Annotated in this window: 26 protein-coding genes and 1 tRNA gene; 11 read left to right on the forward strand and 16 right to left on the reverse strand. The window is 63.4% G+C overall.

Features of this window, described 5'->3' with window-relative positions; all coding sequences use genetic code 11:
* Positions 1 to 455 precede the first annotated feature (455 nt).
* Both AB0I57_RS11095 and AB0I57_RS11100 read right to left on the reverse strand, forming a co-directional pair.
* On the reverse strand, positions 456 to 1,520 hold the full coding sequence (locus AB0I57_RS11095; protein ID WP_358334273.1) for a beta-propeller fold lactonase family protein: 1,065 nt from the start codon (positions 1,518 to 1,520) through the stop codon (positions 456 to 458).
* Between the two features lie 234 nt (positions 1,521 to 1,754).
* Entirely contained in the window at positions 1,755 to 2,480 is a 726-nt protein-coding gene (locus tag AB0I57_RS11100; RefSeq protein ID WP_358334276.1) for a DapH/DapD/GlmU-related protein, read from the reverse strand.
* Positions 2,481 to 2,605: 125 nt separating this feature from the next.
* Here AB0I57_RS11100 and AB0I57_RS11105 point away from each other — a divergent pair, with 125 nt between their 5' ends.
* Both AB0I57_RS11105 and AB0I57_RS11110 read left to right on the forward strand, forming a co-directional pair.
* On the forward strand, positions 2,606 to 3,706 hold the full coding sequence (locus AB0I57_RS11105; RefSeq protein ID WP_358334279.1) for a DegT/DnrJ/EryC1/StrS family aminotransferase: 1,101 nt from the start codon (positions 2,606 to 2,608) through the stop codon (positions 3,704 to 3,706).
* Positions 3,706 to 4,671 carry a Gfo/Idh/MocA family oxidoreductase gene (locus tag AB0I57_RS11110; RefSeq protein ID WP_358334282.1) on the forward strand — a complete coding sequence of 322 codons (966 nt, stop codon included), beginning with the start codon at positions 3,706 to 3,708 and terminating at the stop codon, positions 4,669 to 4,671. Before AB0I57_RS11105 ends, AB0I57_RS11110 begins: the two co-directional genes overlap by 1 nt.
* On the opposite strand, the gene AB0I57_RS11115 is transcribed toward AB0I57_RS11110, so the two are convergent.
* The gene (locus AB0I57_RS11115) at positions 4,661 to 5,614 is read right to left on the reverse strand and encodes an NAD(P)/FAD-dependent oxidoreductase (protein WP_358334284.1); all 954 of its coding nucleotides are present in this window, start codon (positions 5,612 to 5,614) and stop codon (positions 4,661 to 4,663) included. The two genes, AB0I57_RS11110 and AB0I57_RS11115, sit on opposite strands and share 11 nt — an antisense overlap.
* A gap of 92 nt (positions 5,615 to 5,706) precedes the next feature.
* Between AB0I57_RS11115 and AB0I57_RS11120 the strand changes: the two genes are divergently transcribed.
* Positions 5,707 to 6,309: an XRE family transcriptional regulator gene (locus AB0I57_RS11120; protein WP_358334287.1), complete on the forward strand. Its 603-nt coding sequence runs from the start codon at positions 5,707 to 5,709 to the stop codon at positions 6,307 to 6,309.
* On the opposite strand, the gene AB0I57_RS11125 is transcribed toward AB0I57_RS11120, so the two are convergent.
* On the reverse strand, positions 6,239 to 8,491 hold the full coding sequence (locus AB0I57_RS11125; protein ID WP_358334289.1) for a hypothetical protein: 2,253 nt from the start codon (positions 8,489 to 8,491) through the stop codon (positions 6,239 to 6,241). The two genes, AB0I57_RS11120 and AB0I57_RS11125, sit on opposite strands and share 71 nt — an antisense overlap.
* A 67-nt stretch (positions 8,492 to 8,558) precedes the next feature.
* Here AB0I57_RS11125 and AB0I57_RS11130 point away from each other — a divergent pair, with 67 nt between their 5' ends.
* Entirely contained in the window at positions 8,559 to 9,362 is an 804-nt protein-coding gene (locus AB0I57_RS11130) for a glycosyltransferase (protein ID WP_358334292.1), read from the forward strand.
* 82 nt (positions 9,363 to 9,444) lie between these two features.
* The gene (locus AB0I57_RS11135; protein WP_358334295.1) at positions 9,445 to 11,334 is read left to right on the forward strand and encodes a glycosyltransferase; all 1,890 of its coding nucleotides are present in this window, start codon (positions 9,445 to 9,447) and stop codon (positions 11,332 to 11,334) included.
* Between the two features lie 36 nt (positions 11,335 to 11,370).
* Here the strand turns inward: AB0I57_RS11135 and AB0I57_RS11140 are convergent, their stop codons facing one another.
* The 5 genes from AB0I57_RS11140 to AB0I57_RS11160 all read right to left on the reverse strand — a co-directional run bounded on the left by AB0I57_RS11140 (position 11,371) and on the right by AB0I57_RS11160 (position 16,038).
* On the reverse strand, positions 11,371 to 12,249 hold the full coding sequence (locus AB0I57_RS11140; protein ID WP_358334298.1) for a class I SAM-dependent methyltransferase: 879 nt from the start codon (positions 12,247 to 12,249) through the stop codon (positions 11,371 to 11,373).
* A gap of 473 nt (positions 12,250 to 12,722) precedes the next feature.
* Positions 12,723 to 13,631, reverse strand: coding sequence for a glycosyltransferase family 2 protein (locus tag AB0I57_RS11145; RefSeq protein ID WP_358334301.1), 909 nt, complete (start codon positions 13,629 to 13,631; stop codon positions 12,723 to 12,725).
* Positions 13,628 to 14,506 carry an ABC transporter ATP-binding protein gene (locus AB0I57_RS11150; RefSeq protein WP_358334304.1) on the reverse strand — a complete coding sequence of 293 codons (879 nt, stop codon included), beginning with the start codon at positions 14,504 to 14,506 and terminating at the stop codon, positions 13,628 to 13,630. The genes AB0I57_RS11145 and AB0I57_RS11150 overlap by 4 nt, the downstream gene beginning before the upstream one ends.
* A 40-nt stretch (positions 14,507 to 14,546) precedes the next feature.
* Positions 14,547 to 15,419, reverse strand: coding sequence for an ABC transporter permease (locus tag AB0I57_RS11155; RefSeq protein WP_358334306.1), 873 nt, complete (start codon positions 15,417 to 15,419; stop codon positions 14,547 to 14,549).
* A 37-nt stretch (positions 15,420 to 15,456) separates the two neighbouring features.
* Positions 15,457 to 16,038, reverse strand: coding sequence for a bacterial proteasome activator family protein (locus AB0I57_RS11160; protein WP_358334309.1), 582 nt, complete (start codon positions 16,036 to 16,038; stop codon positions 15,457 to 15,459).
* 250 nt (positions 16,039 to 16,288) lie between these two features.
* Here AB0I57_RS11160 and AB0I57_RS11165 point away from each other — a divergent pair, with 250 nt between their 5' ends.
* Positions 16,289 to 17,491, forward strand: coding sequence for a cysteine desulfurase-like protein (locus AB0I57_RS11165; RefSeq protein ID WP_358334312.1), 1,203 nt, complete (start codon positions 16,289 to 16,291; stop codon positions 17,489 to 17,491).
* A 22-nt stretch (positions 17,492 to 17,513) separates the two neighbouring features.
* Here AB0I57_RS11165 and AB0I57_RS11170 read toward each other — a convergent pair whose 3' ends face one another.
* Entirely contained in the window at positions 17,514 to 18,509 is a 996-nt protein-coding gene (locus AB0I57_RS11170) for an NAD(P)H-quinone oxidoreductase (protein WP_358334315.1), read from the reverse strand.
* Positions 18,510 to 18,630: 121 nt separating this feature from the next.
* Here AB0I57_RS11170 and AB0I57_RS11175 point away from each other — a divergent pair, with 121 nt between their 5' ends.
* On the forward strand, positions 18,631 to 19,113 hold the full coding sequence (locus tag AB0I57_RS11175) for a MarR family transcriptional regulator (protein WP_358334318.1): 483 nt from the start codon (positions 18,631 to 18,633) through the stop codon (positions 19,111 to 19,113).
* A gap of 42 nt (positions 19,114 to 19,155) precedes the next feature.
* Positions 19,156 to 19,240, forward strand: a tRNA-Ser gene (locus tag AB0I57_RS11180).
* Positions 19,241 to 19,353: 113 nt separating this feature from the next.
* Here AB0I57_RS11180 and AB0I57_RS11185 read toward each other — a convergent pair.
* From AB0I57_RS11185 to AB0I57_RS11210, 6 genes are all read right to left on the reverse strand, one after another.
* Positions 19,354 to 20,136 (reverse strand): tyrosine-type recombinase/integrase, encoded by a 783-nt coding sequence (locus AB0I57_RS11185; RefSeq protein WP_358334321.1) that lies wholly within the window; start codon positions 20,134 to 20,136, stop codon positions 19,354 to 19,356.
* Between the two features lie 132 nt (positions 20,137 to 20,268).
* The gene (locus AB0I57_RS11190; RefSeq protein WP_358334324.1) at positions 20,269 to 20,478 is read right to left on the reverse strand and encodes a hypothetical protein; all 210 of its coding nucleotides are present in this window, start codon (positions 20,476 to 20,478) and stop codon (positions 20,269 to 20,271) included.
* Positions 20,479 to 20,540: 62 nt separating this feature from the next.
* The gene (locus AB0I57_RS11195) at positions 20,541 to 21,047 is read right to left on the reverse strand and encodes a hypothetical protein (protein WP_358334327.1); all 507 of its coding nucleotides are present in this window, start codon (positions 21,045 to 21,047) and stop codon (positions 20,541 to 20,543) included.
* A 93-nt stretch (positions 21,048 to 21,140) separates the two neighbouring features.
* Positions 21,141 to 21,683, reverse strand: a complete 543-nt coding sequence (locus AB0I57_RS11200) for a hypothetical protein (protein ID WP_358334330.1) — start codon at positions 21,681 to 21,683, stop codon at positions 21,141 to 21,143.
* Positions 21,684 to 21,910: 227 nt separating this feature from the next.
* Entirely contained in the window at positions 21,911 to 22,129 is a 219-nt protein-coding gene (locus tag AB0I57_RS11205; protein WP_358334333.1) for a hypothetical protein, read from the reverse strand.
* 619 nt (positions 22,130 to 22,748) lie between these two features.
* The gene (locus AB0I57_RS11210; RefSeq protein WP_358334336.1) at positions 22,749 to 23,138 is read right to left on the reverse strand and encodes a hypothetical protein; all 390 of its coding nucleotides are present in this window, start codon (positions 23,136 to 23,138) and stop codon (positions 22,749 to 22,751) included.
* Positions 23,139 to 23,410: 272 nt separating this feature from the next.
* On the opposite strand from AB0I57_RS11210, the gene AB0I57_RS11215 reads away from it, so the two are divergent.
* The 3 genes from AB0I57_RS11215 to AB0I57_RS11225 are packed head-to-tail and all read left to right on the forward strand — an operon-like array spanning position 23,411 to position 25,398.
* Positions 23,411 to 24,115: a TetR family transcriptional regulator gene (locus AB0I57_RS11215; RefSeq protein WP_358334339.1), complete on the forward strand. Its 705-nt coding sequence runs from the start codon at positions 23,411 to 23,413 to the stop codon at positions 24,113 to 24,115.
* Entirely contained in the window at positions 24,042 to 24,623 is a 582-nt protein-coding gene (locus AB0I57_RS11220; RefSeq protein WP_358334342.1) for a class I SAM-dependent methyltransferase, read from the forward strand. The genes AB0I57_RS11215 and AB0I57_RS11220 overlap by 74 nt, the downstream gene beginning before the upstream one ends.
* A gap of 49 nt (positions 24,624 to 24,672) precedes the next feature.
* Positions 24,673 to 25,398: a class I SAM-dependent methyltransferase gene (locus tag AB0I57_RS11225; protein ID WP_358334907.1), complete on the forward strand. Its 726-nt coding sequence runs from the start codon at positions 24,673 to 24,675 to the stop codon at positions 25,396 to 25,398.
* The last annotated feature ends 53 nt before the right edge of the window (positions 25,399 to 25,451 follow it).

Raw genomic sequence — 25,451 nt, forward strand, 5'->3', positions numbered from 1 at the left:
GGCTGCTATGCGGCTTCCCCTCTTGATGACGATGGTTCCCCGCCTGATATAGACCCCCGCGCTTCTGCTGGTGACGGTGATCGGGAATGATCCGGCCTCGATGGGTGTCTTGGATGGGACGCCTTCTTCGGACAAGGGTTAGTCCTGTCGGCAGCGGGCCCGTATTGGTGACCGGGCGGGGCCGGGGAGCAGGCGATCTCGAACGCCTAGCTGTAGTCGGCGCCGACTACAGTCCTGGCGTAGCCGGGTTCACATAGGGTCGATGCAGCCGTTGCGGACATGGACAGTCGCCGCGAGAAAAAATACTGCGAAGCTGTGGTTCTGATGGCTTACGGTGGTTGCTGCGAATCGAGTCGAACCCGTGGGAAACGGATGACGCCGCCACCAAGACAATCGCGGTGGCGGCGTCATTCGGTTCTGTGGTGCTGGTATCAGCTGAACACGCTGCCTGCGCTCTAGCCGCTGCCGGTCAGCGAACCGAAGTCGATGCACTGCGAACCGGCACATTGCCCGAAGGCGATCACTGACACGGTGTCGTCATCCCTGTTGGTGACGTAGGCGAAGGCCCCGTTCGGGGTGATCGCCACCCCGAACGGGTCCTCCTCGACCGCGATGGTGTCGACCTCGGTGTTGGTGCCGGTATCGATCACCGACACCGAATCGTCGAATCTGTTGGTGACGTAGGCGAAGGCCCCGTTCGGAGTGATCGCCACCCCCTCCGGGAAGTCGCCGACTGCGATGGTGTCGACCTCGGTGTTGGTTTCGGTGTCGATCACCGACACCGAATCGTCGTAGCTGTTGGTGACGTAGGCGAAGGCCCCGTTCGGAGTGATCGCCACCCCCACCGGGACTGTCCCGACTGCGATGGTGTCGACCTCGGTGTTGGTGCCGGTGTCGATCACCGACACCGAATGGTCGAAGCCGTTGGTGACGTAGGCGAAGGCCCCGTTCGGAGTGATCGCCACCTGTTCAGGGACGGTCCGGACCGCGATGGTGTCGACCTCGGTGTTGGTTTCGGTGTCGATCACTGACACCGAATTGTCGAATCTGTTGGTGACGTAGGCGAAGGCCCCGTTCGGGGTGATCTCCACCCCCTGTGGAGCGGCTCGGACCGCGATGGTGTCGACCTCGGTGTTGGTTTCGGTGTCGATCACCGACACCGTGTCGTCACCAATGTTGGTGATGTAGGCGAAGGCTCCGTTCGGGGTGATCGCTACCCCTCGTGGGGCGACTCCGACCGCGATGGTGTCGACCTCGGTGTTGGTTTCGGTGTCGATCACTGACACCGAATCGTCGAAGCTGTTGGTGACGTAGGCAAAGTCTCCGTTCGGGGTGATCGCTACCCCCCGTGGGGTGGCAGCGACAGGGACGGTTTCGATGACGGCGTCCGCGACCGAGGTACCTGCTCCCACCCCTGCAATACCGAGAACCATCAGAGAGGTGGCCGTCAATCCGAGCAACAGGCGTCGGACATGTTGCCTGGCCGTGGGGTGGTTGCGGAAACCGCTGTAGTGACTCACATTTCTCCCGCCGTACGATGAACAGAACGGATCAACCGTGCCGTGGCAAAGCCGGTGGTCGGAATGTGAGCACCGGCAGCCCGTGGAGGTTAACGACCGGGCGTCGATCTATACCTTCGAATCCGCAGGACTGTGACGGTCGCAACGACACACGGAATGTGATCGAGCAACAGGACCGCGCTGCCGCGCCGGCTGCTGCGGCCCTGGCGGAGGCAAATCGGGCGAAGGACGACCTCAATCGAAGGTGGCCAGAGGCTTGGCTGCTAGCGTCCGCCACCAGGAGAACGCCTCGGCGAGCGCTTCCGGTGGGTCTAGATGTGCACCCAGGTTTCCTGACGCGTACAGCGACTCCACCGCATCGATGTCTTCTTCGGCGATCCCGATCCGTGCCATGCCTACGCGGTTGGTGCCGCGTAGGGCGACGGGGTTGCCGAACGCTTTGGCGAACGGCGGAATGTCCTTGGCGACAACCGACCCCATTCCGACCATTGCGCGGTCGCCGATGACGCGGCGCTGGTGAATCACCGTGTTTATCCCAAGATTGACGCCGTCGCCCATGGTCACGTGGCCGCCGAACGTAGTGGACGGCGCGATGACGCAGTCCTCGCCGATCTGGACGTCGTGCGCTATCGACGAGCGGTTCATTATGAAGCCGCCGCGCCCGATGCGCGTCGTCCGCTCGCCGCCCTGGTGAACCGTGCTCATCTCGCGGATCACCGTGCCCGCACCGATGACGACCCCTTTGTGTGGGCTGGCCTCGGTCCACGTTCGGGGATGTACTTTCCCGATCCACTCGGGTGGCGCCCCGAGGGTGACATTGGCGCCGATCCAGCAGTCGTCACCGATGTCGAGCGGTCCGGTGAGGACGGCGTATGGCCCGATGCTCACCCGGTTTCCGATCGTCACTTCGTCGCCGATGACGACTGTGGGGTGGATGTCGCAGCTATCGCCGATGGACATGAAAGACTCGAGGTTCCTTCCAGTAGCCGTGCAGGCGATGGGAGCCTTCACGTTGTTGCACCATTCACGTTGTTGCACTCTGTGGAGTAACGGCGTGAACAAGACATCAATCTATCGGAGGCACTGTGATCGCGATCTCGAGCATTTCTTTCGGAGAGGACGTCGAGCGTGAAGTTCTCGATACTCTCCGATCCGGCGTGGTCGCGCAGGGGCCGAAGGTCGCGAGGCTCGAGGAGGGGTTTGCCGACCTCGTCGGCACCAAACATGCCGTTGCAGTCAACAATGGCACAACGGCGCTGGTCGCGGCCCTACAGGTGCAGGACCTCGAGCCAGGTGACGAAGTGCTCACCACCCCGTTCACTTTTGTGGCCACCCTCAACGCGATTCTCGAGTCGGGGGCGACGGCACGGTTCGCAGACATCGCGGAGGCGGATTTCGCTCTCGACCCTGACGTCGCGGCGCAGCGGGTGAATGAGCGCACCAAGGTGCTTCTTCCAGTGCATCTCTACGGCCAGACCGCCGACATGGGGGCGCTGACTCCGCTTGCCGAGTCACGGGGTCTCACCGTGGTCGAGGACGCGGCCCAGGCACACGGCGCTACCTTCGAGGGCCGCGGTGCCGGCAGCTTCGGGCTCGGGTGCTTTTCGTTCTACGCCACCAAGAACCTCACCACCGCCGAGGGCGGAATGATCACCACCGACGACGACGCCGTGGCCGATCGGCTACGAGTCTTGCGAAACCAGGGCATGCGGAGGCGCTACGAGTACGAGATGGTGGGCCAGAATTTTCGGATGACGGATCTGCAGGCCAGCCTGGCACTGCCGCAACTGGGTACCTACCGGCAACAGGTGGAGGCACGTCGGCGTAACGCCGAGGCTCTGCGAACAGGCTTGAAGGACGTCGGCGGTCTCCGCCTCCCGTCGGAACTCGCTGGTCGTGGGCACGTGTGGCATCAGTTCACGGTCACCCTCGGCGACGACGCGCCGATCGATCGCGACACGCTCGCACAGCGCCTGCTCGAGCGTGGCGTCGGCAGTGGGATCTACTACCCGCGGACCGCATACGACTACGACTGCTACCGCGAGCACCCCAGAGTGATCATCGAGGACACCCCGGTTGCCACTTCGGTGGCGCGCCGATGCCTGAGCCTTCCTGTGCACGCCGCACTTTCCTCCGGCGAGATAGATCAGATCGTGGCCGCCGTACGCGAAGCGATGGGAGCATGATGACGAAGAATCGACCGCGGATCGCGCTCGTCGGGTCCGGCAAGATGGGTTCGTTGCACGCGCGCGTACTCGCGCAGTCTCAGCTGTGCGATCTGGCCCTGCTGGTCGAGCCTGACGAGGATAGGGGACCGGCGGCGGCGGAACGGTTCGGCACCACCTGGGCTGCTGATTTCGACGGCCTCGACGGCATCGATGCCGTCGTCGTCGCGGCTGCGACTCCCGCACACTATCTCGTGGCAGGCCGGATTCTGGATCTGGGCAAGCCACTGCTCGTCGAGAAACCGCTCGCCACAACGTATGAGGAGAGTGCCGACCTCGTGAAGCGGTCCGCCGCTACCGGAGTGCCGCTGATGTGCGGTCTGCTCGAACGGTTCAATCCGGCGGTCCGGACAGCACGCGAGTTCGTGGGCGACGTGTGGCAGGTCAACGGTATTCGGCACTCGCCGTTCGTATCTCGCATCCCTACGGGTGTCGCGACCGACCTCCTGATTCACGACGTCGATCTCGCGATCGGCTTCACGGGATCGCAACCTGTAGGGGCGAAGGGCGAATTCGGTTACTTCCATGACAGCTCGGTACGCAACGAGGCGGAAGATTGTGCCGAGGCTGTGCTTCGCTTCGAATCCGGTGCGGTGGCAACCATTTCGGCTAGTCGTGTGAGCCAGCGCAAGGTTCGGCAGCTATCGCTGCTCGAGTCGGGCCGCCTGATCGAGATCGATCTATTGCGCCGTGACATCACGATCTACAAACACATCGACGACGACCTCCCGGCCGACCGGGACGGATACCAGCAGCAGACCGTGATCGAGATCCCGACTATCCGCTACAGCGAGGAACCCCTCGCCGCCCAGCTAGCGCATTTCATCGGGCTGCTCGGCGGCGAGGGCGACATCGATGCGGAACGCGATTCGATCTTGCCCGCGCATCGCGTGGTCCACGATGTGACGGTGTCGGCTAACAGCTGACGCCGGCGACAGCCAGTAGCGTGTCCTCCTCGATGAGGTTGGCGTTGATTGCCGCCGCGGCGTTCATGCCCGCGGCAGCAGCGACGATCACCTGAGCCTTCGGGTCGGTCACGTTGCCTGCCACCCACACTCCCGGAATCTCGGTGGCGCCGGTGGCGTCCGAGGCAATGGCAGTACCGATGACGTGCCCGCCCATCTTCTGATCGCTGGGCTCGAGGCCGAGGGTCTCGAGGACCTTCGAGCGGGCGGCGAGTGATGTCGCGACCACCACAGCCCTGATCGGGAACACCTGGTCGGTATCCACACGGACGCCGACCAGCCGGTCTCCGGTCACCTCGATGCCCGTCACCCTGTTGTCGACGACTGAGATGCCACGCGCGGCAAGTTGCTCGAACTCCTGGTCAGTGGGTTCGATCAGGCCTCGAAGGAACAGTGTCACGTTGTCGGACCACTGCCGCCACGTCAATGCCTGGTGAACGGTCAGCGGGCCTGTAGCCAGGATGCCGATCGGCTGGTCGCGAACCTCCCACCCGTGGCAGTAAGGGCAGTGCAGGACGTCGCGCCCCCAGCGCTTGGCCAGCCCGGGAATGTTGGGAAGTTCGTCGACGAGGCCGGTGGTGACCAGGAGTCGTCGCGCGAGCACCGCCTTTCCGTCGGCGAGGACTACCCGGAACGTCCCGTCCACGATGCGCTCGGCCGACTCGACGGTTCCGGTCATGACCTCGCCGCCGTATGCGCGCACCTCCTCGCGTCCCCCGATCAGCAGTTCGCTGGGAGGAAGGCCCTCGCGGCCCAGATAGTTGTGCATGTGCTCGGCGGGCGAGTTGCGTGGGTCACCGGCGTCGATCACCAGCACCGATCGACGTGCCCGGGACAGCGTCAACGCACCACTGAGTCCAGCCGCGCCGCCGCCGATGACCACAACGTCGTACCTGTCTTCCACCGCGTTCTCCTTCGTTCGTGGGTTCCGGGCGATTGTTCGTTGCGGCTGCCGAAGCTGGCAAGGTTGTTTGCCGATATGGCAAAGTTGTGGACATGCCCGAAGACCTGTCCCAGCTCAACGGAGTTCTCGACGCGGTGGGACCGAGACTGAAAGCGCTGCGACGACAACGCGGCGCGACCCTGTCCCAACTCTCCGACGCGACAGGGATCTCGGTCAGCACTCTCTCGCGCCTCGAGTCCGGTCAGCGCAAACCCACCCTCGAGTTGATGCTGCTGCTGGCCCGTGTCCACCAAGTCCCGCTGGACGAACTCGTCGACGCTCCTGCCACCGGAGACCCCCGAGTCCACCTGAAACCCATCGAGCGTTTCGGATCGACGATCGTCCCGCTGACCCGCAGGCCCGGTGGGATACAGGCGTTCAAGCACGTGATCCCTCCGGGCAGTCCGGCAGGGGAGCCGCGCCTGCAGACCCACGAAGGCTATGAATGGCTGTATGTGCTGTCGGGTCGACTGCGACTATTGCTGGGCGAACACGACCTGATCCTGACTCCGGGTGAGGTCGCAGAGTTCGACACGCATGTCCCACACTGTTTCAGCAACCCGGGGCCACAACCGGTTGAAATCCTCAGCCTCTTTGGGCCGCAGGGTGAACGCGCGCACGTTCGCGCTCGACCTGCGAGCGATCCTCAACCGTGAGGGCCTTGGCCGCGCGGCGCTTGCGCCTGCGCACCACCGGGTCGACGACAGCCAGGATCAGCGCCAAGAGCGTCCCGGCTCCCAGCGCGGCGATGGACAAGCGCTGCGCGGGTGGGTGGAACGTCACGACGAGTTCATGATCACCCGGCGGTACCGAGACCTCGAGTAAACCGTGCCATCCCGCGACAGCGTCCACATGCTCGCCGTCGACGGTGGCGGAGTAACCGGGCCAGGCCAGCCGTGCGAACGAGACGGTGCCGCCGCTTCCGCCTACCTGCACCGTTTCGCTTGTGGCTTCGGCGTCCGATGCCGCCACGTCGACGCCATCGGACACGTAAGAGACGGTCCCCGGCAGTGGCAGTGGTGTGTCGCGCTGCAACACCGTCCGGGAGTCGCTGCGGTCGGTGACCCGCCAGCCTGGCGGCGGCGGCGCGGTCTCGACCTCGGGTACGAGACTGTGCTGCACTACGAGAGTGGAGACGCGCAGGTAGTCGACCAGCGGAATGAGGATCTCCGCATTCACCGGCTGCCACAGCGCCGCGTAGAGCTCCTGGCATACCGCCCCGCGGTAGTCCATGCAGAGCGCATTCTGGAATTCGGTGAACCCGATGCCGGTGTAGGCGTTGATGCTGGCCTGGACCGATGACGCCATGATCTCGTTGCCGAACAGGATCCGACCCTCGGTGATGTCCTGACTCGAGGTGCCATCGAGCTCGGCGATTTGCAGGACGGTGCCCTGATAACGGTCGGTCTGTTCGGACAGTGCTGCCGTGCTGGATGGGGCACCACTACTGTCCGGGACTATCTGCGAGGTCAGTGAGTAGACCTGCGCGCTGGTTACCAGCACCGTGCCGAGAACGAGGGCCGCGACGAGCCCGGTCGTGCGCCAAGCTCGCCAGGCGGCGTAAGCAGCAGCGCATAGCGCGACTATGAGCAGCGCGAACAAGGCGTGCCAACCGGTCAGTGCCGGCGAGGAGGAGAACGCCAGGTAGAAGCCCAGCGCAATCAGTGCCAACGATGTGGCGGCCCGTTTGCGGATCGCGGTCCGGGCGAGGCCCAGCGACAGCGCCAGCGACAAACCGATCACGACGCACAGGTACAGGTACTCGACCAGCCGAATCGGCCACCGGAACATGCCCACATTCGACGGCCCGAATGTGAAGAGGAAGTAGATGAAGGCGATGATGGCGAGGCTCACAAGCGGCCTGCCGTGCGAGCGACGGAACTCGGTGGACGAAAACAGCGCGCGAATGCGTCCCCATTCCAGCCACGGCAGGAGTGGCAGCACGAACCACGCCAGGTAGAGCGACGGGATGACCTCGACAGGCCCGTCGAACGTCGTGATGACCGGCAGGTACGACGGGCTGCTCATCCCGGCCGCACCGCCGATCTGCGGTTGCATGAACGTGTCGTTGAAGATGCCGGTGCTGTCGGCGCGCGTCGTGACCTCGACACTGAGGAAGAGGGGCAGGTATGTGACCAACGCCGCAGTACCCGCGCAGGCGCCGGTGATCACCAGCACGAGAATTCGGTAGAACTTGCGCTCTACCAGCAGTCCGATCCCGATACCGAAGAGGACGATGACCGCACCGAGCGCGGCGTACGGGTTCCCCATGCTGATGGTCAACGCACCGATCACGAACGTGACCAGCGGGTTCGTGCGTCCACGGGACAGGCGCAGCGCGGACCACCAGAACAGTGTCACCCAGGCCACGGCCATCATCCCCGACGGCCATCCGCCCGCTTCGTAGAACAGGGTGAACCCGCTGAACGGGATGGTCAGGCCGGCCAGGATCGCCGGTGCGCGACGTGCGCCGTATTCACGGCACAGCAGGTATGTGGCGGCGGCGAACAACGCGAGGAATTCCGCCATGATCACGAAGGCCGCGACGGAGAGGTCCTCGAACTTCGCCGTGAGCATGTAATTGGCGAGGTTAACGGGGTTATACAGTCCGTAGGCTGCTTCGCCCGCGTAGTTCCCGCCGATCCAGGCGTCGGGATTGACGGTGAGCCAACGCCCGGCGAGGAGTTCGGTGCCGATCCGGTGCCATGACGGCACGAACGATTCCAGCATGTCACCGCCGTAGTAGAAGCGGTTGTAGACCAGGCGGGGAACAATGGCGATGAGTGTCGCCGACACAGCGACACCGGCCACGACAAGCCATTCGGGAACGCGTCGCATCGTCCTAGTAAACGACATCGGCGCGGCCGATGGCACGCGCGGACCCGGAAAAGCTAAGATCCGCCAAGTGAGTCTCTTCGGTCCTTGCCGCTATCGGATAGGCGCATCGGTGCATCCCGACCTGTCGGTCGTAATTCCGGCACACAACTCAGCCGCAGTCATCGAGCAGACGGTTCGCCGGTTGGCAGACCACTTGTCAGAGCACGATGCCGAGATAATCGTCGTCGAGAACGGGTCCAGCGACGAAACCTTCGAGATATGCACCCGCCTGGCCGAGAACTGGGTCGCCGGACCCGTGTCGTTCACGGTGCTGCAGAGTCCGAGGGGCATGGGCAACGCCCTTCAGGCCGGGGCAGCAGCGAGTAGTGGCGCGCATGTCCTGCTCACTGCCGACGATCTTCCATTCGGGTTCGACGACCTCGACGGCGCCGAAAGGTTCGCAGCCGAACACGAGGGGCGCGTGCCGGTTGTCGTTGTCGGCTCCAAGGCGCACCCGGACTCGCACGTCCGACGCGGTATCTTGCGTGGGACTCTGACTCGGGGGTTCGCCTTGATGCGCCGGGTAGTCCTCGGGATGAGAACCGGCGATCCCCAGGGCACCGTCCTCATGGACGGTGAGCTGATCCGCGGACTCATTCCCGACCTGGCCGAACCGGGATTCTTGTTCACGACCGAACTCGTTCACCTCGTGGAGCGGCTCGGCATCGTTCCGGTCGAGGTCCCGGTTCGTCTGAGCGAAGACCACGACAGTCACGGAACACGCGTATCCGGCGCAGATGTACTCGCAATGGGGACGGGGTTGTTCCGGTTACGGGGTCGGCACGGGGATCGCAACCTCGTCGTGCGGTCGGGGAGCGCACCGCGAGGTTGATACTCTGCGAACTGAAAAACACGATCGCGCAGCAGCCCTGGAGCGGTCGACCCATCTCTCGCGGGGGACAAGTAGGAGCAGCATGAAAGAGTCCACGTCGGTAGCACCTGTCGATGGGAGTACGGCCGCAGTGCGGAGTGCTCTTACCGAGCATCGTGCGCCCGATCGACTCGTTGTGGCGCGAGGTTTGTTCACCGGTCCCACTACCCGTGTCAAAGATGATTTGTACGCGAAGATCGTCCGCGGACGCGCGCACCGTGAGCGAGACGTCCTGCACCTCGAGAAGGGTGCCAAGGTCGAGACCGACACCTATTTCGGGCGGTTCCCGGCCAGTTACTTCCAGCGTTGGACGTCCGTCGCCGAGGTGACGGTCGGGTTCCGGCACGAGGCCGCCGGGAGAACAGAGGTGGCGCTGCGCGGCTCGGACTCGGGCGGCCACTCGCGCGTCCTCGCGACCGCGAAGATAGACGGATCCGGGACGACGCAGCTCTCTGCGAAGCTCGATACCTACCTCGACGGCGGCTCCATGTGGGTCGAGTTCGCAGCTGTCGACGGTGCCCTCACTGTGAGCGAACTGGAGTGGACAGTCGCCGCGCCGTCGGTGATCAGGCCGGCCGCGATCGCGATCTGTACGTTCAACCGTGCCGACGACTGTGTCGAAACCGTCTCCGCCATCGCGAGTGACCCCACGATGTTGTCGAGCATCGACGCCGTCTATGTGGTGGACCAGGGCAACGACTACGTGTCGGACCGGGCGAGGTTCACCGAGGTCGCCGAGACCTTGGGCGACAAACTCGTATACCTGCGGCAGCCGAACCTCGGTGGGGCCGGCGGATTTACTCGCGGCATGTACGAGGTGTCGGCCATCAACGAGCACGCCAACCTGATCCTGATGGATGACGACATCCTGTGCGAGCCGGAGTCGATTCTGCGGATGAACGCGTTCGAGAACGTCACGACGGAACCGACGTTGGTAGGCGCGCAGATGCTGTACCTGATGAATCCGGATCACCTGCACGTCAGCGCCGAGGAAGCCGACCTGACCAAGCTGAAGGCGGGCCGATGGGCGGCGGGATCTCGGCACGACGTCAACTTGCTCAAGAAGAAGCAGAACAAGCGCGTCGACGCAGGCTACAACGCGTGGTGGTCGTGCCTGATTCCTGCCGAGGTGGTCGCTGAGATCGGTCTGCCGCTCCCGATGTTCTTCCAATGGGACGACATCGAGTACGGCATCCGCGCGCGGTCCGCCGGATTCGTCACCGTCACGCTGCCCGGGGCCGGTGTGTGGCACGCCGACTTCCACTGGAAGGACCGCGACGACTGGGCCAAGTACTTCAGTATCCGTAACTCCCTCATCGCCGCCGCACTGCACAGCGAGTTCGACGCCAAGTCCCTGAGCAAGATGATGACGCGGGAGATCACCCAGTACCTCGTGTCCATGCAGTACGGCTTGGCATACACCATGATCCGCGGTATCGAGGACTTCCTCGAGGGGCCGTCGATACTCGAGGATGGCGGCCAGGCCGTGCTGGCCTCGATTCGTGAGGAACGCAGGCGCTTCCCGGAAACGGTCAAGCATCCGCCGACGAAAATTCCCGGAATTCGCAACTCTGACCTCGTCACCCGTTTCGCCGGGTACGAACCGGACAAGAACAAGCTCGACATCGTGCTTGCCAAGCGAGCCGCATATCAGTGGATCGGCCGTACCCAGCGCGGAGTGGCGAACATCCCGGCAGCGGAGGCGCACTGGTGGCACGTGTCACTCTTCGACACCGCCGTCATCACCGACGCTTCCCAGTCCGGTGTGCGTGTGCGCCGCCGCGACAAGGAAACCGCGCGCGAATTGACAGCGCGAACGGCGAAGCTCATGAAGCGGTTCCGTGAGGATGCGTCGGGTGCGCAACGGGAATACCGGGATGCGCTGCCGCGACTGGCGAGTCGAGAGAATTGGGCCCGGCTGTACGGGCAGTAGGGGCAACTCGGCCTCTCTGCCGGCGACGAACGTCAGTCAGTCGAGCGGTGATATCGGTGCGGTGATCCGAGCGACCACCTGTTCGTTGTTGGCGGTGTAGCTCAGATACTCGAAGCGGATGTCGGTGCGGTCGACGAACTCGCGCCACGCTCGGTAGTCGTGCTCCTGCCAGCCAGGGAAGTTGAAGAACTCGTCGAACACGATCACGGTGCCCGGGACGAGTCGATGCCCCAGGCGGTCCAGCACGGTCCTGGTGGACGAGTACAGATCGGCGTCGAAGTGCACGAACGCAACGGGTCCGGGGTGTTTGTCGAGGAAACCTGACAGTGTGTCCTCGAAGAGACCCGGAACCAACGTCGCACCGCGGACGTGCGGCAACTCCTCCTGCGCGGACTCCCCGGCCTGTGACCCGGTGCGCCAGGTCTGTGAGAGCCCGGAGAACACGTCGAAGCCGAACACCTGATGGCCGGCCTCTTTCAACTGCTCGACGATGATCTTGAGGGTGGTGCCCGACGCGACCCCGAACTCGAGGGCGAGCCCGTCGATCTCCACCTGCGACAGGCCGTAGCGCAGTGTGTCGTGTGGACTCCAGAAAACGGGAGCCTTCGGCATGTGTTCGAGCACGAACGCAGCAGACTGGTCCGTGGCTTGCTCATCCAGTGCATGGGTGATGTCGCGACGGGCCTGCCGTTCTAGATCGCTGAGCCGTTGCTGAACATCTGCAATCTCGATGCGAGCGTCCGAGAGCTCGGACAGCACCCGCGTGAGTTCCTGGTTGGTCGCACTGAGCTCGGCCATCGTCTGGTCGTGCTGGTTCTCGGTCAGCTGGCGCGAGCGGCGGTCCGATTCGGACACCAACTCGGACATTACGCGTTGAAGTTCGAGACGGTTCTTCCTCCGCATTTGATCGAACATATATCTATGTTGCCAGCTTGCGTCCTAGTTCACGGGGGGAACAGGGACGCGAGTGTTCGCATTTTGTCAGTGGCGCTTGGCGCGAGTCATCTGCCGTTGCAATCTGTGACGGCCTTCATCTCACATCGGCGTTCGGTATGGAATCGAGCGTCTGTACGCGCCCCGATTCACCTGATTTCTCGAATCAACTTGCGATAGCTGAGAAGTCGCCGATCGTGGAGTTCGCCGTCTTCCGCATGCCGGCACCTCGCAACCAAGGCTTGGCGATCAACGTTCCACCGTGTGGGAGCGGCACCAGCGAGGCGATTGATGAGCGCCTACGGGGTCACTACGGTCTTCCGGACGTCAGTGTATGACGACGGCGGATGTGCCGGGCCACTGTCCCCGACGGATAGTCGGTGATCGGCTGGCGTACGGATGGCGAGTTTGCGACCACGAAGGCCGAGTTGCTCGCTCGACTCTGACAGGCGTCTTCAGGAGCGCGTGAACCGCTCGAGGCGGCCCAGCTTCCGTAGTCGCATCCACTCGCGCAGCCCCCGCAGGTCGCGCTTCGTGACGAGGAAGTACCACCCGAACCGCACCCATTCCTGGGGTAGCAGCTTCCGCATACCCGGCTGTGACAGCAGATAGCCGCGGTTGCGGTAGGTGAAGAAGCGCTTGGTTGCGTTGTCCGGATACTGGGTGTGCATTCGGCCACCGAGGATTGGCTTGAACTCCTCCGCGCCATTCGGGTGCATGTATACGGTCTGCAGACAGGTGCCGAACGGCAGCCCCGACCGCACCAGCCTGCGATGGACCTCCACCTCGTCTCCCCGGACGAACAGGCGCAGGTCGGGAACACCGACCGCGTCGATGGTGGACGCTCGAAACAGGGCGCCATTGAACAGCGACGCGATCCCAGGCAACAGGTCGGCCGAATCATCACCGTCTGCGAACAGTTCGGAGCGCAGCCGCCGCCACTGGACGCCACGGCGTAGCGGGAAAGCAAGCCGATCCGGGTCGTCGATGTCACAGACCACGGGTGACACCTCCGCCAATCCGTGCCGCTGCGCGCAGTCGAGCAGCGTCTCGAGAACCTCGGGCCCCTCAGGGCGCCCGTCGTCGTCGGCGAGCCAAATCCAGTCGGCGCCGAGCGAGAGTGCGTAGAGGATTCCGAGCGCGAAGCCGCCGGCCCCGCCCAGGTTGTGCTGGGAGCCCAGATAGGTGGCGGGGATCCCGCAAGTCTCGACCATTTCGCGCACCGCGTCCTCGGCGGCGTTGTCCACGACGACCAGATGGTCCAGCGGTCGAGTCTGTGAACTCAGAACCTTCAACGACTCGGACAGCAACTCGCGGCGCTTGTGGGTGACGACGACGCCGGTGATACGCCCAGCAGTGCTCACGCGGACTCCGCCTGGGGCTGCGCACCGGAGTGCTCGACCGAGGAGTTCCGGGTGGCGGACGGCGCGTCCTGACCGGCTTTCTCCCGCTCCATCTCCTCGATGACGTGCCGGACATGGTCTGCGGCGTCGTCACCCTCGTAGGCCCGGACGACATCTTCGATGCCGCCGCGCTGCCGGACCTGACCGTGGTCGATCCAGATGGCGGAGTCGCAGAGTTGAGCGAGGAACTCGTTGGAGTGGCTGGCGAACACCAGGATGCCCGAGCGTTCGACGAGTGCCTGCAACCGGACCCGTGCCTTCTTCATGAACTCTGCATCGACGGCGCCGATACCCTCGTCGAGCAGCAGGATCTCAGGGTCGATACTGGTCACCACACCCATGGCGACGCGCACACGCATGCCGGTGGAGTAGGTGCGTAGCGGCATCGAAAGATATTCGCCCAGCTCGGTGAACTCGGCGATTTCGTCCATCTTCGCGAGCATCTGCTTGCGCGTCTGCCCGAGGAACAGCCCGCGGATGATGATGTTCTCGTAGCCGGAGATCTCCGGGTCCATTCCGACGCCGAGATCGAAGACGGGCGCCACACGTCCGCGGATCCGGGCACTGCCACGAGTCGGTTCGTAGATGCCGGACAGAAGCCTGAGCAGCGTCGACTTTCCTGCGCCGTTGTGGCCGACCAGCCCGACCCGATCGCCTTCCTTCAGCGACAGGTTGATGTCACGCAGGGCCTCGACCACCACGACGTCCGAGGTGTTGCGTCCGATGGCTCCGCCGGCTTTGCCGAGGAAGGCCTTCTTCAGCGAACGGGACTTCGCGTCGAAGATCGGGAAGTCGACGCAAGCGTCCCGGGTCTCAATGCTGACGTGTTTGGTCATTAACTCTCGCTTCGCTCGAGCGCTGTCATTGCAAACTCTCCTATACCCAGTAGGGCACACGAGCCCGGTACTTGCGAAGCGCAAGGATGGCGGCGGTCCATCCGACAGCGGTGATGGCCAACACGATGTACCAGTGATACGCCTGCTGGGGTTGTCCGATCATGGGCGCGCGCACGATGTCGAGGTAGTGGAACAGCGGGTTGATCTCTGCCAGTTTGACCCGCCTGGCGGCTTCTCCGCCCTGCTGCTGGAGGCTCTGCGTGGTCCACATGATCGGCGTCAGTACGAACAGCAGCAGCGTGAGGCTGCCGAGGATCGGCGCGATGTCGCGGTAGCGGGTGGAGAAGATGCCGAACATGATCGACACCCACGCGGCATTGACGACGAGCAGCATGATCGCGGGGATCGCCATCAGCGACATCCACGTCAGGTTCCGCCACACCCCGAACGCGAACAGCAAGATCACGTAGATCAAAAGGTTGTGAGCGAACAGCAACATCTGCCGCCACACCAATCGGTAGACGTGAACACTCAATGCCGAGGGCAACTGTTTGATCAGTCCCTCGTTGGCGATGAATACCTCGGATCCTTCGAGGATGCTCGCGGCGATCAGGTTCCATACGATCAGACCCACCGTGACGTACGGGAGGAACTCACTCAGCGGGATATTGAGCAGGGCGGAGTAGAGAATACCCATCGCCGCGGCCTGCACGCCGGTGGCGATCGTGATCCAAAATGGGCCGATCACCGACCGCCGGTAGCGCTGCTTGATGTCCTGCCAGCCTAGGCTCAGCCAAAGCTCGCGCTGGCCGAAGCCGTCTTTGAGGTCTTTGAACGCACGGCGGAGGGTCTGCGAATCGGACGCCGCGTGGGGGTCGCCTTCGGCCCCGGTTTCGATAGCGGATGCTGACACGGCCACTGAGCCTACCGGGAGGTCGGATCCACGGGTTCTACAAGTACTGGCCAGTACCCCCTGATTGCGATCCCTGATCGGGATTCTGCGCGGGGTGAGGGTTGCCGATGGTGACCCCGGGAGGCAGTGCACCCTGACGGATCTGCTCGAGCTGTGATCGTGCCGCCATCTGCTGAGCGAACAGGGCGGTCTGGATCCCGTGGAACAATCCCTCCAACCATCCGACCAACTGAGCCTGCGCGATGCGGAGCTCGGCGTCGGTTGGAATGGTTTCCTCGACAAAGGGGAGTGTGAGCCGATCGAGTTCGTCGCGCAACTCGGGTGCCAGACCCTGCTCGAGTTCATTGATCGACGATTGGTGGATCTGCTTCAGCCGGGTCCGGCTGGCGTCGTCGAGAGGAGCGGCGCGCACCTCCTCGAGGAGTTGTTTGATCATGGTTCCGATGCGCATGACCTTGGCCGGCTGCTCGACCATGTCCGCTACCGACTGGGACTGGGTTCCCTTGTCGCCGTCATCCGAGGCCTTGCCTTTGGCACCGTCCGGAGCCTCAGCGGCAGGGTTTTCTGCGGGCTGGCCATCAGGGCCGATCACGACGTGATCATTCTTCGAGTTCGTCATCGCTGATCACCTGCGGATTCCCCATCCGTCGGGTCGGGGGGACAGCCCTCGCATCGGGTGGGGTGGGTGTGCATGTCGCTGCTCCTGGTCGCGTTCGTTTGGACGGAAACCTCTTGTGGGTCCATCTTGTCTGGTGCCGGTCAGGGATGTGCGGCTGCATCCACTTTCCATCTTCGCGTGGGCTCGCGGTACATCACAACAACCGACGGCTCGCGTCGGTCGTATTGACTCGGGTCTTAGAGTGTCGGGCATGGCTTACGACGTTGCCCGTGTACGGGGACTCATCCCCTCACTCGGCGACGGTTGGATTCATCTGGATCCGCAGACCGGCATGCAGATTCCGGACGCGGTTTCCCGCGCGGTCTCGACAGCCTTTCGGGCGTCCGCATCTTCCTCGACCGGGCAACATGTTTCCAGCCGGCGCAGCGCGGCGGTAATCGATGCTGCTCGTGCGGCCGTTGCCGACCTGGTCGGGGGCGAGCCCGAGGGGGTCGTGCTGGGTCCCGACCGATCCATTCTGCTGGCTTGGCTTGCGGAATCGTTGAGTACTCGACTCGGTCTAGGAACCGGGTTGGTTCTGTCCCGGCTCGACGAGGAAGCCAACGTTGCACCCTGGCTACGGGTGGCCAGTCGGTACGGGGCCCAGGTGAGGTGGGCGGAGGTCGAAATCGAGACCTGCGAACTGCCCAGTTGGCAGTTCCAGGACCTCATCACCAGCACGACCCGCCTGGTGGCGCTCACTGCGGCATCACCGATCGTCGGCTCGGCACCCGATGTCCGCGTCGTAGCGGACAGGATCCATGAAGTGGGCGGACTGATGGTCGTCGACGCGGTCGGCGCAGCACCCTACGCACACGTCGACATCAACGAACTCGGCGCTGACGTCGTCGCCGTCGGTGCAACGTCCTGGGGTGGACCGCAGGTCGGTGCCCTTGTCTTCCGCGACCCCGCGATGCTCGATCGCATCCCCTCCGTGTCCCTCAACCCGCAAGCGCGAGGAGTCGAACGGCTCGAGGTCGGGGCGCATCAGTTCGCGTTGCTTGCCGGGCTCACGACGTCGATCGATTTCCTCGCCAACCTCGACGAGTCGGCCACGGGTTCGCGGAGCCAGAAGCTCGAAACGTCGATAAGTTCGCTTCAGAACTACCACGACATCCTGTTCGACCACCTCATGTCCTCACTCAACAGGATTCCGCGGGTCATGGTCCTCGGACGCTCACCCAGCCGTGTTCCTGCGCTCAGCTTCACCGTGGCCGGAATTTCGGCAGACAAGGTGGCGTCCTACCTCGCTGACAAACGCATCGCAACCGTCAGCGGCGTCCATGGCGGTTCGCGACTGCTCGACTCACTCGGTGTCAACGACGAGGGCGGAGCCGTCACCATCGGGCTCGCGCCCTACACCACCCGCTACGAGATCGACCAGCTCGTCAGCGAACTCGCTGCGCTCCACTGACCAGGCTCGATACAGGGTAGCCCTAGTCCCGCGGGATCGTGAGGATCACCTTCCCGACGGTTTCCGGTGAGTCCAACAATTCGTGCGCATGGGGTGCATCGGTGATCGGCAGCTCGGCCGACACGACCGGTTGAACGGCTCCCTCGGCAATGAGTGGCCACAGGCGTGCGGTGACGTCGGCGACGATGTTCGCCTTGCCGCTGCGGCCCGTCTCCGGGCGCATGCGCAGTCCTGTCGCCATCACGTGGGCGCGTTTGGCGATCAACTTGGCCAGGTCCAGCTCGCCCGTGCGGCCGCCCTGCATGCCTATCACTACGAGACGCCCGTCTACGGCGAGCGCGTCGATGTTGCGGTCCAGGTAGGAGCCACCCATGTTGTCGAGAATCACGTCAGCGCCGTGATCGTTTGTCGCTGTTCGGACCTGCTCGACGAAGTCGGCTTCGCGATAGTTCACGAGGATGTCCGCCCCGAGTTCTCGGCAGCGGGCCAGCTTCCCCTCCGAACCCGCCGTGACAGCGACGCGGGCACCGAGAGCGACAGCCACCTGGATGGCGTGAGTGCCGATGCCACTACCCCCGCCGTGCACCAGCATCACATCGCCGCGGGAAAGCCCGGCGCCCATGACGATGTTCGACCACACCGTGCACGCAACCTCCGGCAACGAAGCCGCAACCAGCAGATCCACTCCGTCGGGCAGGGGCATCAGCTGTGACGCGGGAACGGCCACCCGCTCGGCATAACCCCCACCGGCGAGGAGTGCGCACACCTGGTCGCCGACGGACCACGCAGTGACGCCCTCACCGAGTTCGGTGATGGTCCCGGAGCACTCGAGCCCGAGGATGTCGCTGGCTCCCGGTGGCGGAGGGTAGAAACCTTGGCGCTGCAACAGGTCGGCACGGTTGACTGCCGTAGCGGCCACGTCGAGCAGAACATGCCCGGGCGGGAGGGTCGGGTCGGGATGTTCCGCCCACTTCATGACTTCTGGGCCGCCCGGCTGATCGATCGTGATGGCGTACATGACCACGACGCTAGCGAAATATTTGCGGGGGCAGGCAGCTGTGAGCAGTCACGGCTGGCGTGTCGCTTGCCTGGGAGAGGCAAGGCTATTGGAAAGTCTCATCCGCTAATAGAATGAACCCGTGACGGCAGAGGCTTCGGATGCAGCATTGGCAACCGAGTGGCTGTCGCCTGCGGAGATGCGGGCGTGGCGTAGCTACCTGGATGCCAACCAGCGGCTGATGAATGTTCTCAACAAGGATCTGCAAGACAGGCACGATCTGTCGTTAGCTGATTACCGGATTTTGGTGTTGCTGACCGACTCTCCGGACGGTTCGCTGCGAATGAGCGACCTAGCCGATGGTGTGCTGTCGTCGCGTAGCCGCCTCACCCACCAGATACGCCGGATGGAAGCGCAGGGCATGGTGACCCGTTCCACATGCCTCGAGGACGGTCGCGGCGTTCTTGCGGTTATCACTGACGAAGGACGTGCCCGAGTGGCGGAAGCGGCGCCCACTCACGTAGCCGGCGTGCGCAGCAACCTCATAGACCTGCTCACCAGCTCGCAACTCGAACTTCTCACCGAGGTGTTCGAGCGAGTAGGTAAGACGATCGGCGACCGCTGACCAATTTCCGGTCTGTGAACCCTTACCGATAAGATCCCCCACGGAAGCGTGGCAGAGCGGCCGAATGCACTCGCCTTGAAAGCGAGCGTCGTGAGAGCGACCGGGGGTTCAAATCCCTCCGCTTCCGCCGAGGCCCCTCACCTGTAATCACAGGTGAGGGGCTATTTTGTTCCCTCTGGTGCGGTGCTCATCCTGCGTTTGGCCACAAATTGGCCACACTTGCCCGAGATGCGGCCTGATTCAGCGCGTCTCCAACGCTGTCGAGATCGTCGTCGAATAGGTCGCTGTAAAGACAGACCGTTTCAGATAGTCGCCGTCACGACTCGGGAACACCAGGTCGTCTCGTCCCTTGCCTTCGCACGGTCGTGCTAGCTCCACGACGAGGAAGCCCGGGATGGGAGTTGATCGCCCTTTGTCGCTCTTCGGCGTGCTGACGTGCATGGTCATGTTCACCTGCACCGCGCTCTCGGTGACAGTAACCCGCTTGCGCAACAGGTCCAGATCCCTCACCAGCAGACCGATTGTCTCACCCCACCGAAGGCCGCAGTATGCGAGGACCAGGACCAGCGTGCGCTTGTCGCCCGACTCGTCCGCGAGTGCCCACACCTGATCATGGGTGAGATAGACCCGCGACTTCCTCTGTTTTCGTGGCAAGTTCTCAACGCCTCGTGCCGGATTGCCGGCCAGGCGTTTCGACTTCACCGCACTGTCGAGAAGGCCGGCAAGGACGCCGTACGCACGGATCACGACTGTTGCGCCGCTGCCCTTCTTCAGAACCTTGTCGCCGTCCTTCGGGTCCCTGACTGTGCGGCCCATGTCAGCAATCCAACGTTCGACAGCATCGAGGTCGATATCGGCCAGGCGTGTCTTGCCCCAACGCGGCTCGACATGGATTCGCCACGCCGTTTCGATCGATTTGTACGCCGAAGGTTTCAGATCAGATTCTTTGCGCTCCAACCACTTCGCAGAAATCTCACCAACGGTGATGTAGCCGAGCTTTGGCGCGACGTACTGCCCGGTCATCTTCTCGACTTCGACCGTGGCCGCGAAGTCTTGCGCTTGCCGCTTGCTCGTGAAACCGCGATTCTGGGTTTGCTTGCGATCGGGGTGCGGTAGCGCACCCTGTACCGCTTGCCGGTCTCTGTCTCGTAGGGCTCAATCGTCACCATCGACGACTTCCTCGCCCGTGGCCGTGGCGCTGTCGAAGATGGGCAACTCGCGTGCGCGACGAATCCATCGTGTTGCCGTCGCCGAGGGAATGTCGAGGACTTCCTGCACATGCTTCGCCGGGCGAAGCCCAAGCGCCCCGGTCACGAGCAGGCCGGGGCGCTGTGTGCTGTACCCAGAGCTAACCCTTGCCGTCACTAAGGGTGCCTGAACATGCTTCTGGCCCGACACCGTGATGGTGCCGGGCCAGGAAGGGGCGCCTAGGAACCGCCGAGGCTGCCGAAGTCGAGGCTGCCAGGGCTGCCCGTACCGCCCTCGCCGTCATCGGTGCCGCCGTCGTCAGGGACAAAGGGGGTGGTGAAGCGGAACGGCTCGGCCGTCTTGTTTTCGAAATCCCACGACCCCCACTCACGGTCAGTGCCGCTAGGAGTTTCACACATCCAGATGATCTGATAACTGCCATCGTCGACGGTCGCCGTCAAGCGCAACTCCTTCTCGCCGCCGCGAAGGATGCGACTCCAGCCGTCCCGTGGATGGCCTCCCTGGTCTTTGTCGTCAAATACGTTCCACCAGCAGGCGATCGCTCGCGAGCTGTTGTTGGTGACGATGAATTCGACTTCGTTGCCCTTGACCTCGGCGGTGACGGTGACTTCGTCGGGTGAGCCGTGGATGGGAGAGTGTTCGGCGTTGGCTGGCGCGGCGAACACAGCGGCCAGGAGGGAAACGGCCAAAGCTGCTGTGGCAGCGACACGTACTGACTTGATCAAAGAATTCCCTTCGCTCGTTCCTCGAATGGAGTGATTGACTGCGGACGCCTTCCTGGCCCGACACCGTGATGGTGCCGGGCCAGGAAGGGGCGGTTAGGAACTGCCGAGTGCGGCGCTGCCTGCGGTGAGGGCTTCGAGGACTGCGAGGCTGCCGGGGGCAAGGTGCCAGCCGTCGCCGGTGCCGCCGTCGCCGTCGCCGTCGCCGGTGTCGCCGTCGCCGGTGCCGCCGTCGTCAGGGACAACCGGGGCGGTGAAGAAGATCGGCTCGGCCGTCTTTGTGAAGTTTCCGATATTCCCCGTCCCCCAGCTCTCAGAGATGTCGGAGTCGTGACAGAACCAATCGACCTGGTAGCTGCCATCGTCCAAGGTTGCGGTAAAGCGATCATCGCTGCCGGGCGAGGGGAGGGGGTTGTGATCCCATACAGCGTTCCAGGGGGTGGCGGCGGGCGCGACATTCACGGAACAGGACAGACGTTGCTGGCTGTTGTTGGTGAGTGTGAAGTCGACGTTATTGCCCTGAACCTCGGCGGCGAGGGTGACGTCTTCGGGTGCGGCGTTGGCCGGCGCGGCGAACACCGCGGCCAGGAGCGGAGCGGCCAAGGCTGCGGTGGCAGCGGCACGTGCTGACTTGATCAAGGAATTCCCTTCTCTCGTTCCCCGTATGGCGGCGTGCATCGGCGGCATCTCGAGAATATGAGCATGCCCCCCCGGGGTATGTGGGAGGTTATCACCGAAGACGACCATCCCGAGGGAAGCCACGCCATGCCCGTAGAGCCGAGCCCACGACGCCCTCACCGACCCAGCGAGCAATGGTGAAGGTCAAGGTGGGGTGAGGTTGCCGCTCCGAATGGCCGCATATTCGTTCATTCGAGGGTGATGTTGTTCGGCACGTACTCGGCGACGTTCACCGGCTCGAGAGTCAGGTCATGCCCGAGGTGCCAGTACACGCCGTCCCAGTCCGGGTTCTCCTCGCGCATACGGGCGTACAGCTCGGGGTTGTGCCGGAACAGGTGGTCGGCGCGGCCCGCGTAGTTGGTGTCGATCTGTCGTATGTACCTCTTGTATCCGATGGTTTCAGTCATGGTGAACATCTTCGCAAGGGGTAGGGGGTCACAATCACCACAACCCCCACCGATGACCACTCCGCCCGGTCACTGGTTCTCTCTCCCCCGGGGGCGAGGGGGGTCGCGCGCGGATATAGGGGTGTTCGGTCGAAACACGGCCCAAAACAGGCCGATTTTGGCCGAAAAACGGCGCTCATACCGTGGACACCTCGCCGAAGCTGATCGGTATTCGGCGGTATTCGGGTTAGGGCCTGCGTGGTCATCATGCCCACGGCTGGAGCCATCACCTTGCCGACGTCGACAACATGATCGACTGCCGAAGTAGGTCCTTTGCCCGCTGGGGGTATGCGGCCACACTTGCCCTCAAAACTAGGTGATTCTGCATGAACGCTCGTGATGATATTTGCAGGTCAAAGCATTCTCGAGGCCCTGACCAGGAGGCTCAGGAGAGTTCAAATCCCTCCGCTTCCGCAGTGGAGAATGCCCCCGACCTGCATTCGATAGCCAGGTCGGGGGCGTTTCTGTCTTCGCTGCCGCATTTCGCCCTCTGAAGGTCTGCGCCCAGACAAACCCGACAAGCTCCCAGCGCTGTAGGTCGGGATCGGCCGCCAGGTGAATTTGCCGTGCGTTGATTGCCTCAGCGGCTGACGAAGAGCGCGTCGGCTACTCGCTTACCCAGGACCTTCTCGACAGAGTGCCGGTCGATCTGATCGAGAGTCAGGTACCTTTCCGGTCGGGTCAGGCGTGCGAGGTCCTCCGGATCAGGTTTGGGTACTTCGAGAGCGACATCGCGTGCCTCATATGCTTCGATCTTCTCGTGGATCCAGAGGCTTTCCCCGGTCTCGGCTCGCCAGTGGTCCTCGCTGACGTACCAGTTCGCAACGAGCACACCACTGCTAGGAAGCAGCGTCCACACCTTTTTCCGGTCAATCGGGGATCTTGCCTCCGGCCGGGTGGCCCCCAACCACGCAAGTTCTCCATCCACAGTTCGGGTCAGCCGCCAAAACTCCCATCCGGTAGTTGCCATGGTTGATCCTGCCTCACTGCATCGTGATCTCGGATTGCGTCTCGCGCTTCACTATTGCACTGATCGAGTTCGATACCGCCTTGCAGGGGAGCCGCGCGTCGAGGCCGTCGTTGGAGGCATTCGAATCCACGGTCCCCTGCCGCCGCTGCGAGCGCAGATCGACCTGGCTGTGCGCGGGTTGGCGGCTGCTTTCGGGGCCTAGCTTGCGTCAGAATTCAGCGTATAGTGAATTCAGCACGTACTGAATTCGGCGGTCTAGAAGAGGTTGCGACGTGAAACGTCCTGCCAAGCACACCGGGCGCCGTCCGGGACGCAACACCACCCGGGCCCTCATTGAGGACACCGCCCGAGAGCAATTCGCAAAGCTGGGTTACGACCGCACCTCGATGCGGCGGGTCGCCCTCGAGGCCGGGGTAGACCCCGCTTTGGTGAGCCACTACTTCGGCACCAAACTCGATCTGTTCATTGCCGTGGTCGAGTTGCCGATCGATCCGGGCGCGCTGATCGATCACGTCACCAGCGGTGAGCACGACAGCGTGGGGATCCGGTTGGCCACCGCCGTGCTCGAAATCCTCGACGACGAGGTAAATCGCCGACCCACCGTGGGCATGATCCGCGCAGCGACCTCCGAACCCGAAGCCGCACGGTTGGTGCGAGAGTTCCTCACGCGCAACATCATCGTCCCCATCGCCCAGCGCTTGGAGACCGATCATGCCGAGTACCGTGCCGGGCTGGTGATGTCACAGGTCCTCGGTCTGACGTTGGCACGCTACATCATCGGGATCGAGCCGCTGGCTTCTCATCCCCGTGAGCGCATCGCCGTCGATTTGGGAGCCACACTTCAGCGCTACCTACTCGGCGACCTCAGCCACACACTTCCAATCGACCAAAAGGGGGCCGACCATGAGTTGGCGCCACGTCATGTTCGACATGCTCTACCGGCTCGGCAGGCCACTGTGGGACGCCCCGCCTCCTGACAAACTGCGCGAGGCCATTGAAGGCGAGGATGCGTTGTCGCCTGGGCACGCACTCGATGTCGGCTGCGGGACCGGCACCAACGTGATCTACATGGCCGAGCACGGCTGGCAGGCCACCGGCGTGGACTTCTCGGCCACCGCCATCCAGCGCGCGCGGCACGGTGCTGAGGGCATTGCCGGAGCGGTCTTCCTCGAAGGCGACGCGACCGAACTGTCGCAGCTCGACATAGGCAAACCCATCGACCTTGTGCTGGACATGGGCTGCTATCACTCGCTGCCAGCCGCAGCCAAACCCACCTATGTCGCCGAGTTGGCCACGGTCATGGAGGCAGGGACGTTGCTGATGATGTGGGAGGGAATCCACATCAAGCGCGGTGAGATCTCCGACGTGTTCAGCCGCGACTTCGTCGTGGAACGTTCCGAGCCCAAAGACTTCATCGTCAAGCGGCTCATGTTCCGCCACGCCATCGCCGGCACCTGGTACCGGCTACGGCGTCGCCGGCAATGAATCGACACTGCCCAGAAAAAACTGAGGAGTAGGAAACGTGTCTCCACGAATAAATTTCGACGCCCTGTACCGCAGCGATGAGGCGAGACACAGCGCGTCTACGTTGATACCTTGGGACATCGGTGGTCCGCAGCCAGTGGTGAAGGAGTTGGTGGCCTACGGCGCTCTGCGCGGTGAGGTGCTCGACTCGGGGACCGGGCTAGGCCATCATGCGATCTACTTCGCGTCCAAGGGTTACTCGGTCACGGGGATCGACTCTTCGCCCGCGGCGATCGAACAGGCCAAACGCAACGCGCAGACTGCCGGGGTCGCAGTGGACTTTCGGTTGGCCGACGCCACCACACTCGAGGGGTTCGAAGGTCGGTTCGACACCGTCGTCGACAGCGCGCTCTACCACACCTTCCAAGAAGACGAAGACACCCAGAACCGGTATGTGAAGGCTTTGCACCGGGCCACGAAACCCGGAGCCCGGCTATTCATGTTCGAGTTCGGTCGCCAGAACGTCAACGGCGTGGAGCTTCGAGGGTTGTCCGCGGAAGACTTCCAGCAGGTGCTTCCGGCTTCGGGCTGGCGCATCGACTATCTGGGGACCACCACTTACCAAGACCACTTCACCCCTGAGGTCTTTGCCAGCCTGTCCGCACAGATCAGCGACCCGCAGTGGGTAGAGATGATGAAGCCCCTCCAGGAGCAATTCCAAGTCATAGCACCGCTGCTGAAAGAGGACGTGGTGCACATGCCGTTCTGGGCCGTCCACGCTACACGTATCGACTAATCCTTGCTTTGGTCAGCGCATTTGAAGCGCTCTTGGGTCTCGAGGGTTGGGGT

Source organism: Rhodococcus sp. NPDC049939 (assembly GCF_040656415.1).
In the GTDB taxonomy this organism is placed as follows: domain Bacteria; phylum Actinomycetota; class Actinomycetes; order Mycobacteriales; family Mycobacteriaceae; genus Rhodococcus_F.

Bases quoted from the DNA above. Each gene is read 5' to 3' on its own strand.
- AB0I57_RS11220 (WP_358334342.1), top strand. From the start codon at position 24,042: ATGAGTTGGCGCCACGTCATGTTCGACATGCTCTACCGGCTCGGCAGG.
- AB0I57_RS11160 (WP_358334309.1), bottom strand. From the start codon at position 16,038: ATGACGAACTCGAAGAATGATCACGTCGTGATCGGCCCTGATGGCCAG.
- AB0I57_RS11205 (WP_358334333.1), bottom strand. From the start codon at position 22,129: ATGACTGAAACCATCGGATACAAGAGGTACATACGACAGATCGACACC.
- AB0I57_RS11165 (WP_358334312.1), top strand. From the start codon at position 16,289: ATGGCTTACGACGTTGCCCGTGTACGGGGACTCATCCCCTCACTCGGC.
- AB0I57_RS11140 (WP_358334298.1), bottom strand. From the start codon at position 12,249: ATGTTCGATCAAATGCGGAGGAAGAACCGTCTCGAACTTCAACGCGTA.
- AB0I57_RS11120 (WP_358334287.1), top strand. From the start codon at position 5,707: ATGCCCGAAGACCTGTCCCAGCTCAACGGAGTTCTCGACGCGGTGGGA.
- AB0I57_RS11125 (WP_358334289.1), bottom strand. From the start codon at position 8,491: ATGCGACGCGTTCCCGAATGGCTTGTCGTGGCCGGTGTCGCTGTGTCG.
- AB0I57_RS11100 (WP_358334276.1), bottom strand. From the start codon at position 2,480: ATGTCCATCGGCGATAGCTGCGACATCCACCCCACAGTCGTCATCGGC.
- AB0I57_RS11150 (WP_358334304.1), bottom strand. From the start codon at position 14,506: ATGACCAAACACGTCAGCATTGAGACCCGGGACGCTTGCGTCGACTTC.
- AB0I57_RS11135 (WP_358334295.1), top strand. From the start codon at position 9,445: ATGAAAGAGTCCACGTCGGTAGCACCTGTCGATGGGAGTACGGCCGCA.
- AB0I57_RS11210 (WP_358334336.1), bottom strand. From the start codon at position 23,138: ATGGCAACTACCGGATGGGAGTTTTGGCGGCTGACCCGAACTGTGGAT.
- AB0I57_RS11170 (WP_358334315.1), bottom strand. From the start codon at position 18,509: ATGTACGCCATCACGATCGATCAGCCGGGCGGCCCAGAAGTCATGAAG.
- AB0I57_RS11185 (WP_358334321.1), bottom strand. From the start codon at position 20,136: ATGACCGGGCAGTACGTCGCGCCAAAGCTCGGCTACATCACCGTTGGT.
- AB0I57_RS11110 (WP_358334282.1), top strand. From the start codon at position 3,706: ATGACGAAGAATCGACCGCGGATCGCGCTCGTCGGGTCCGGCAAGATG.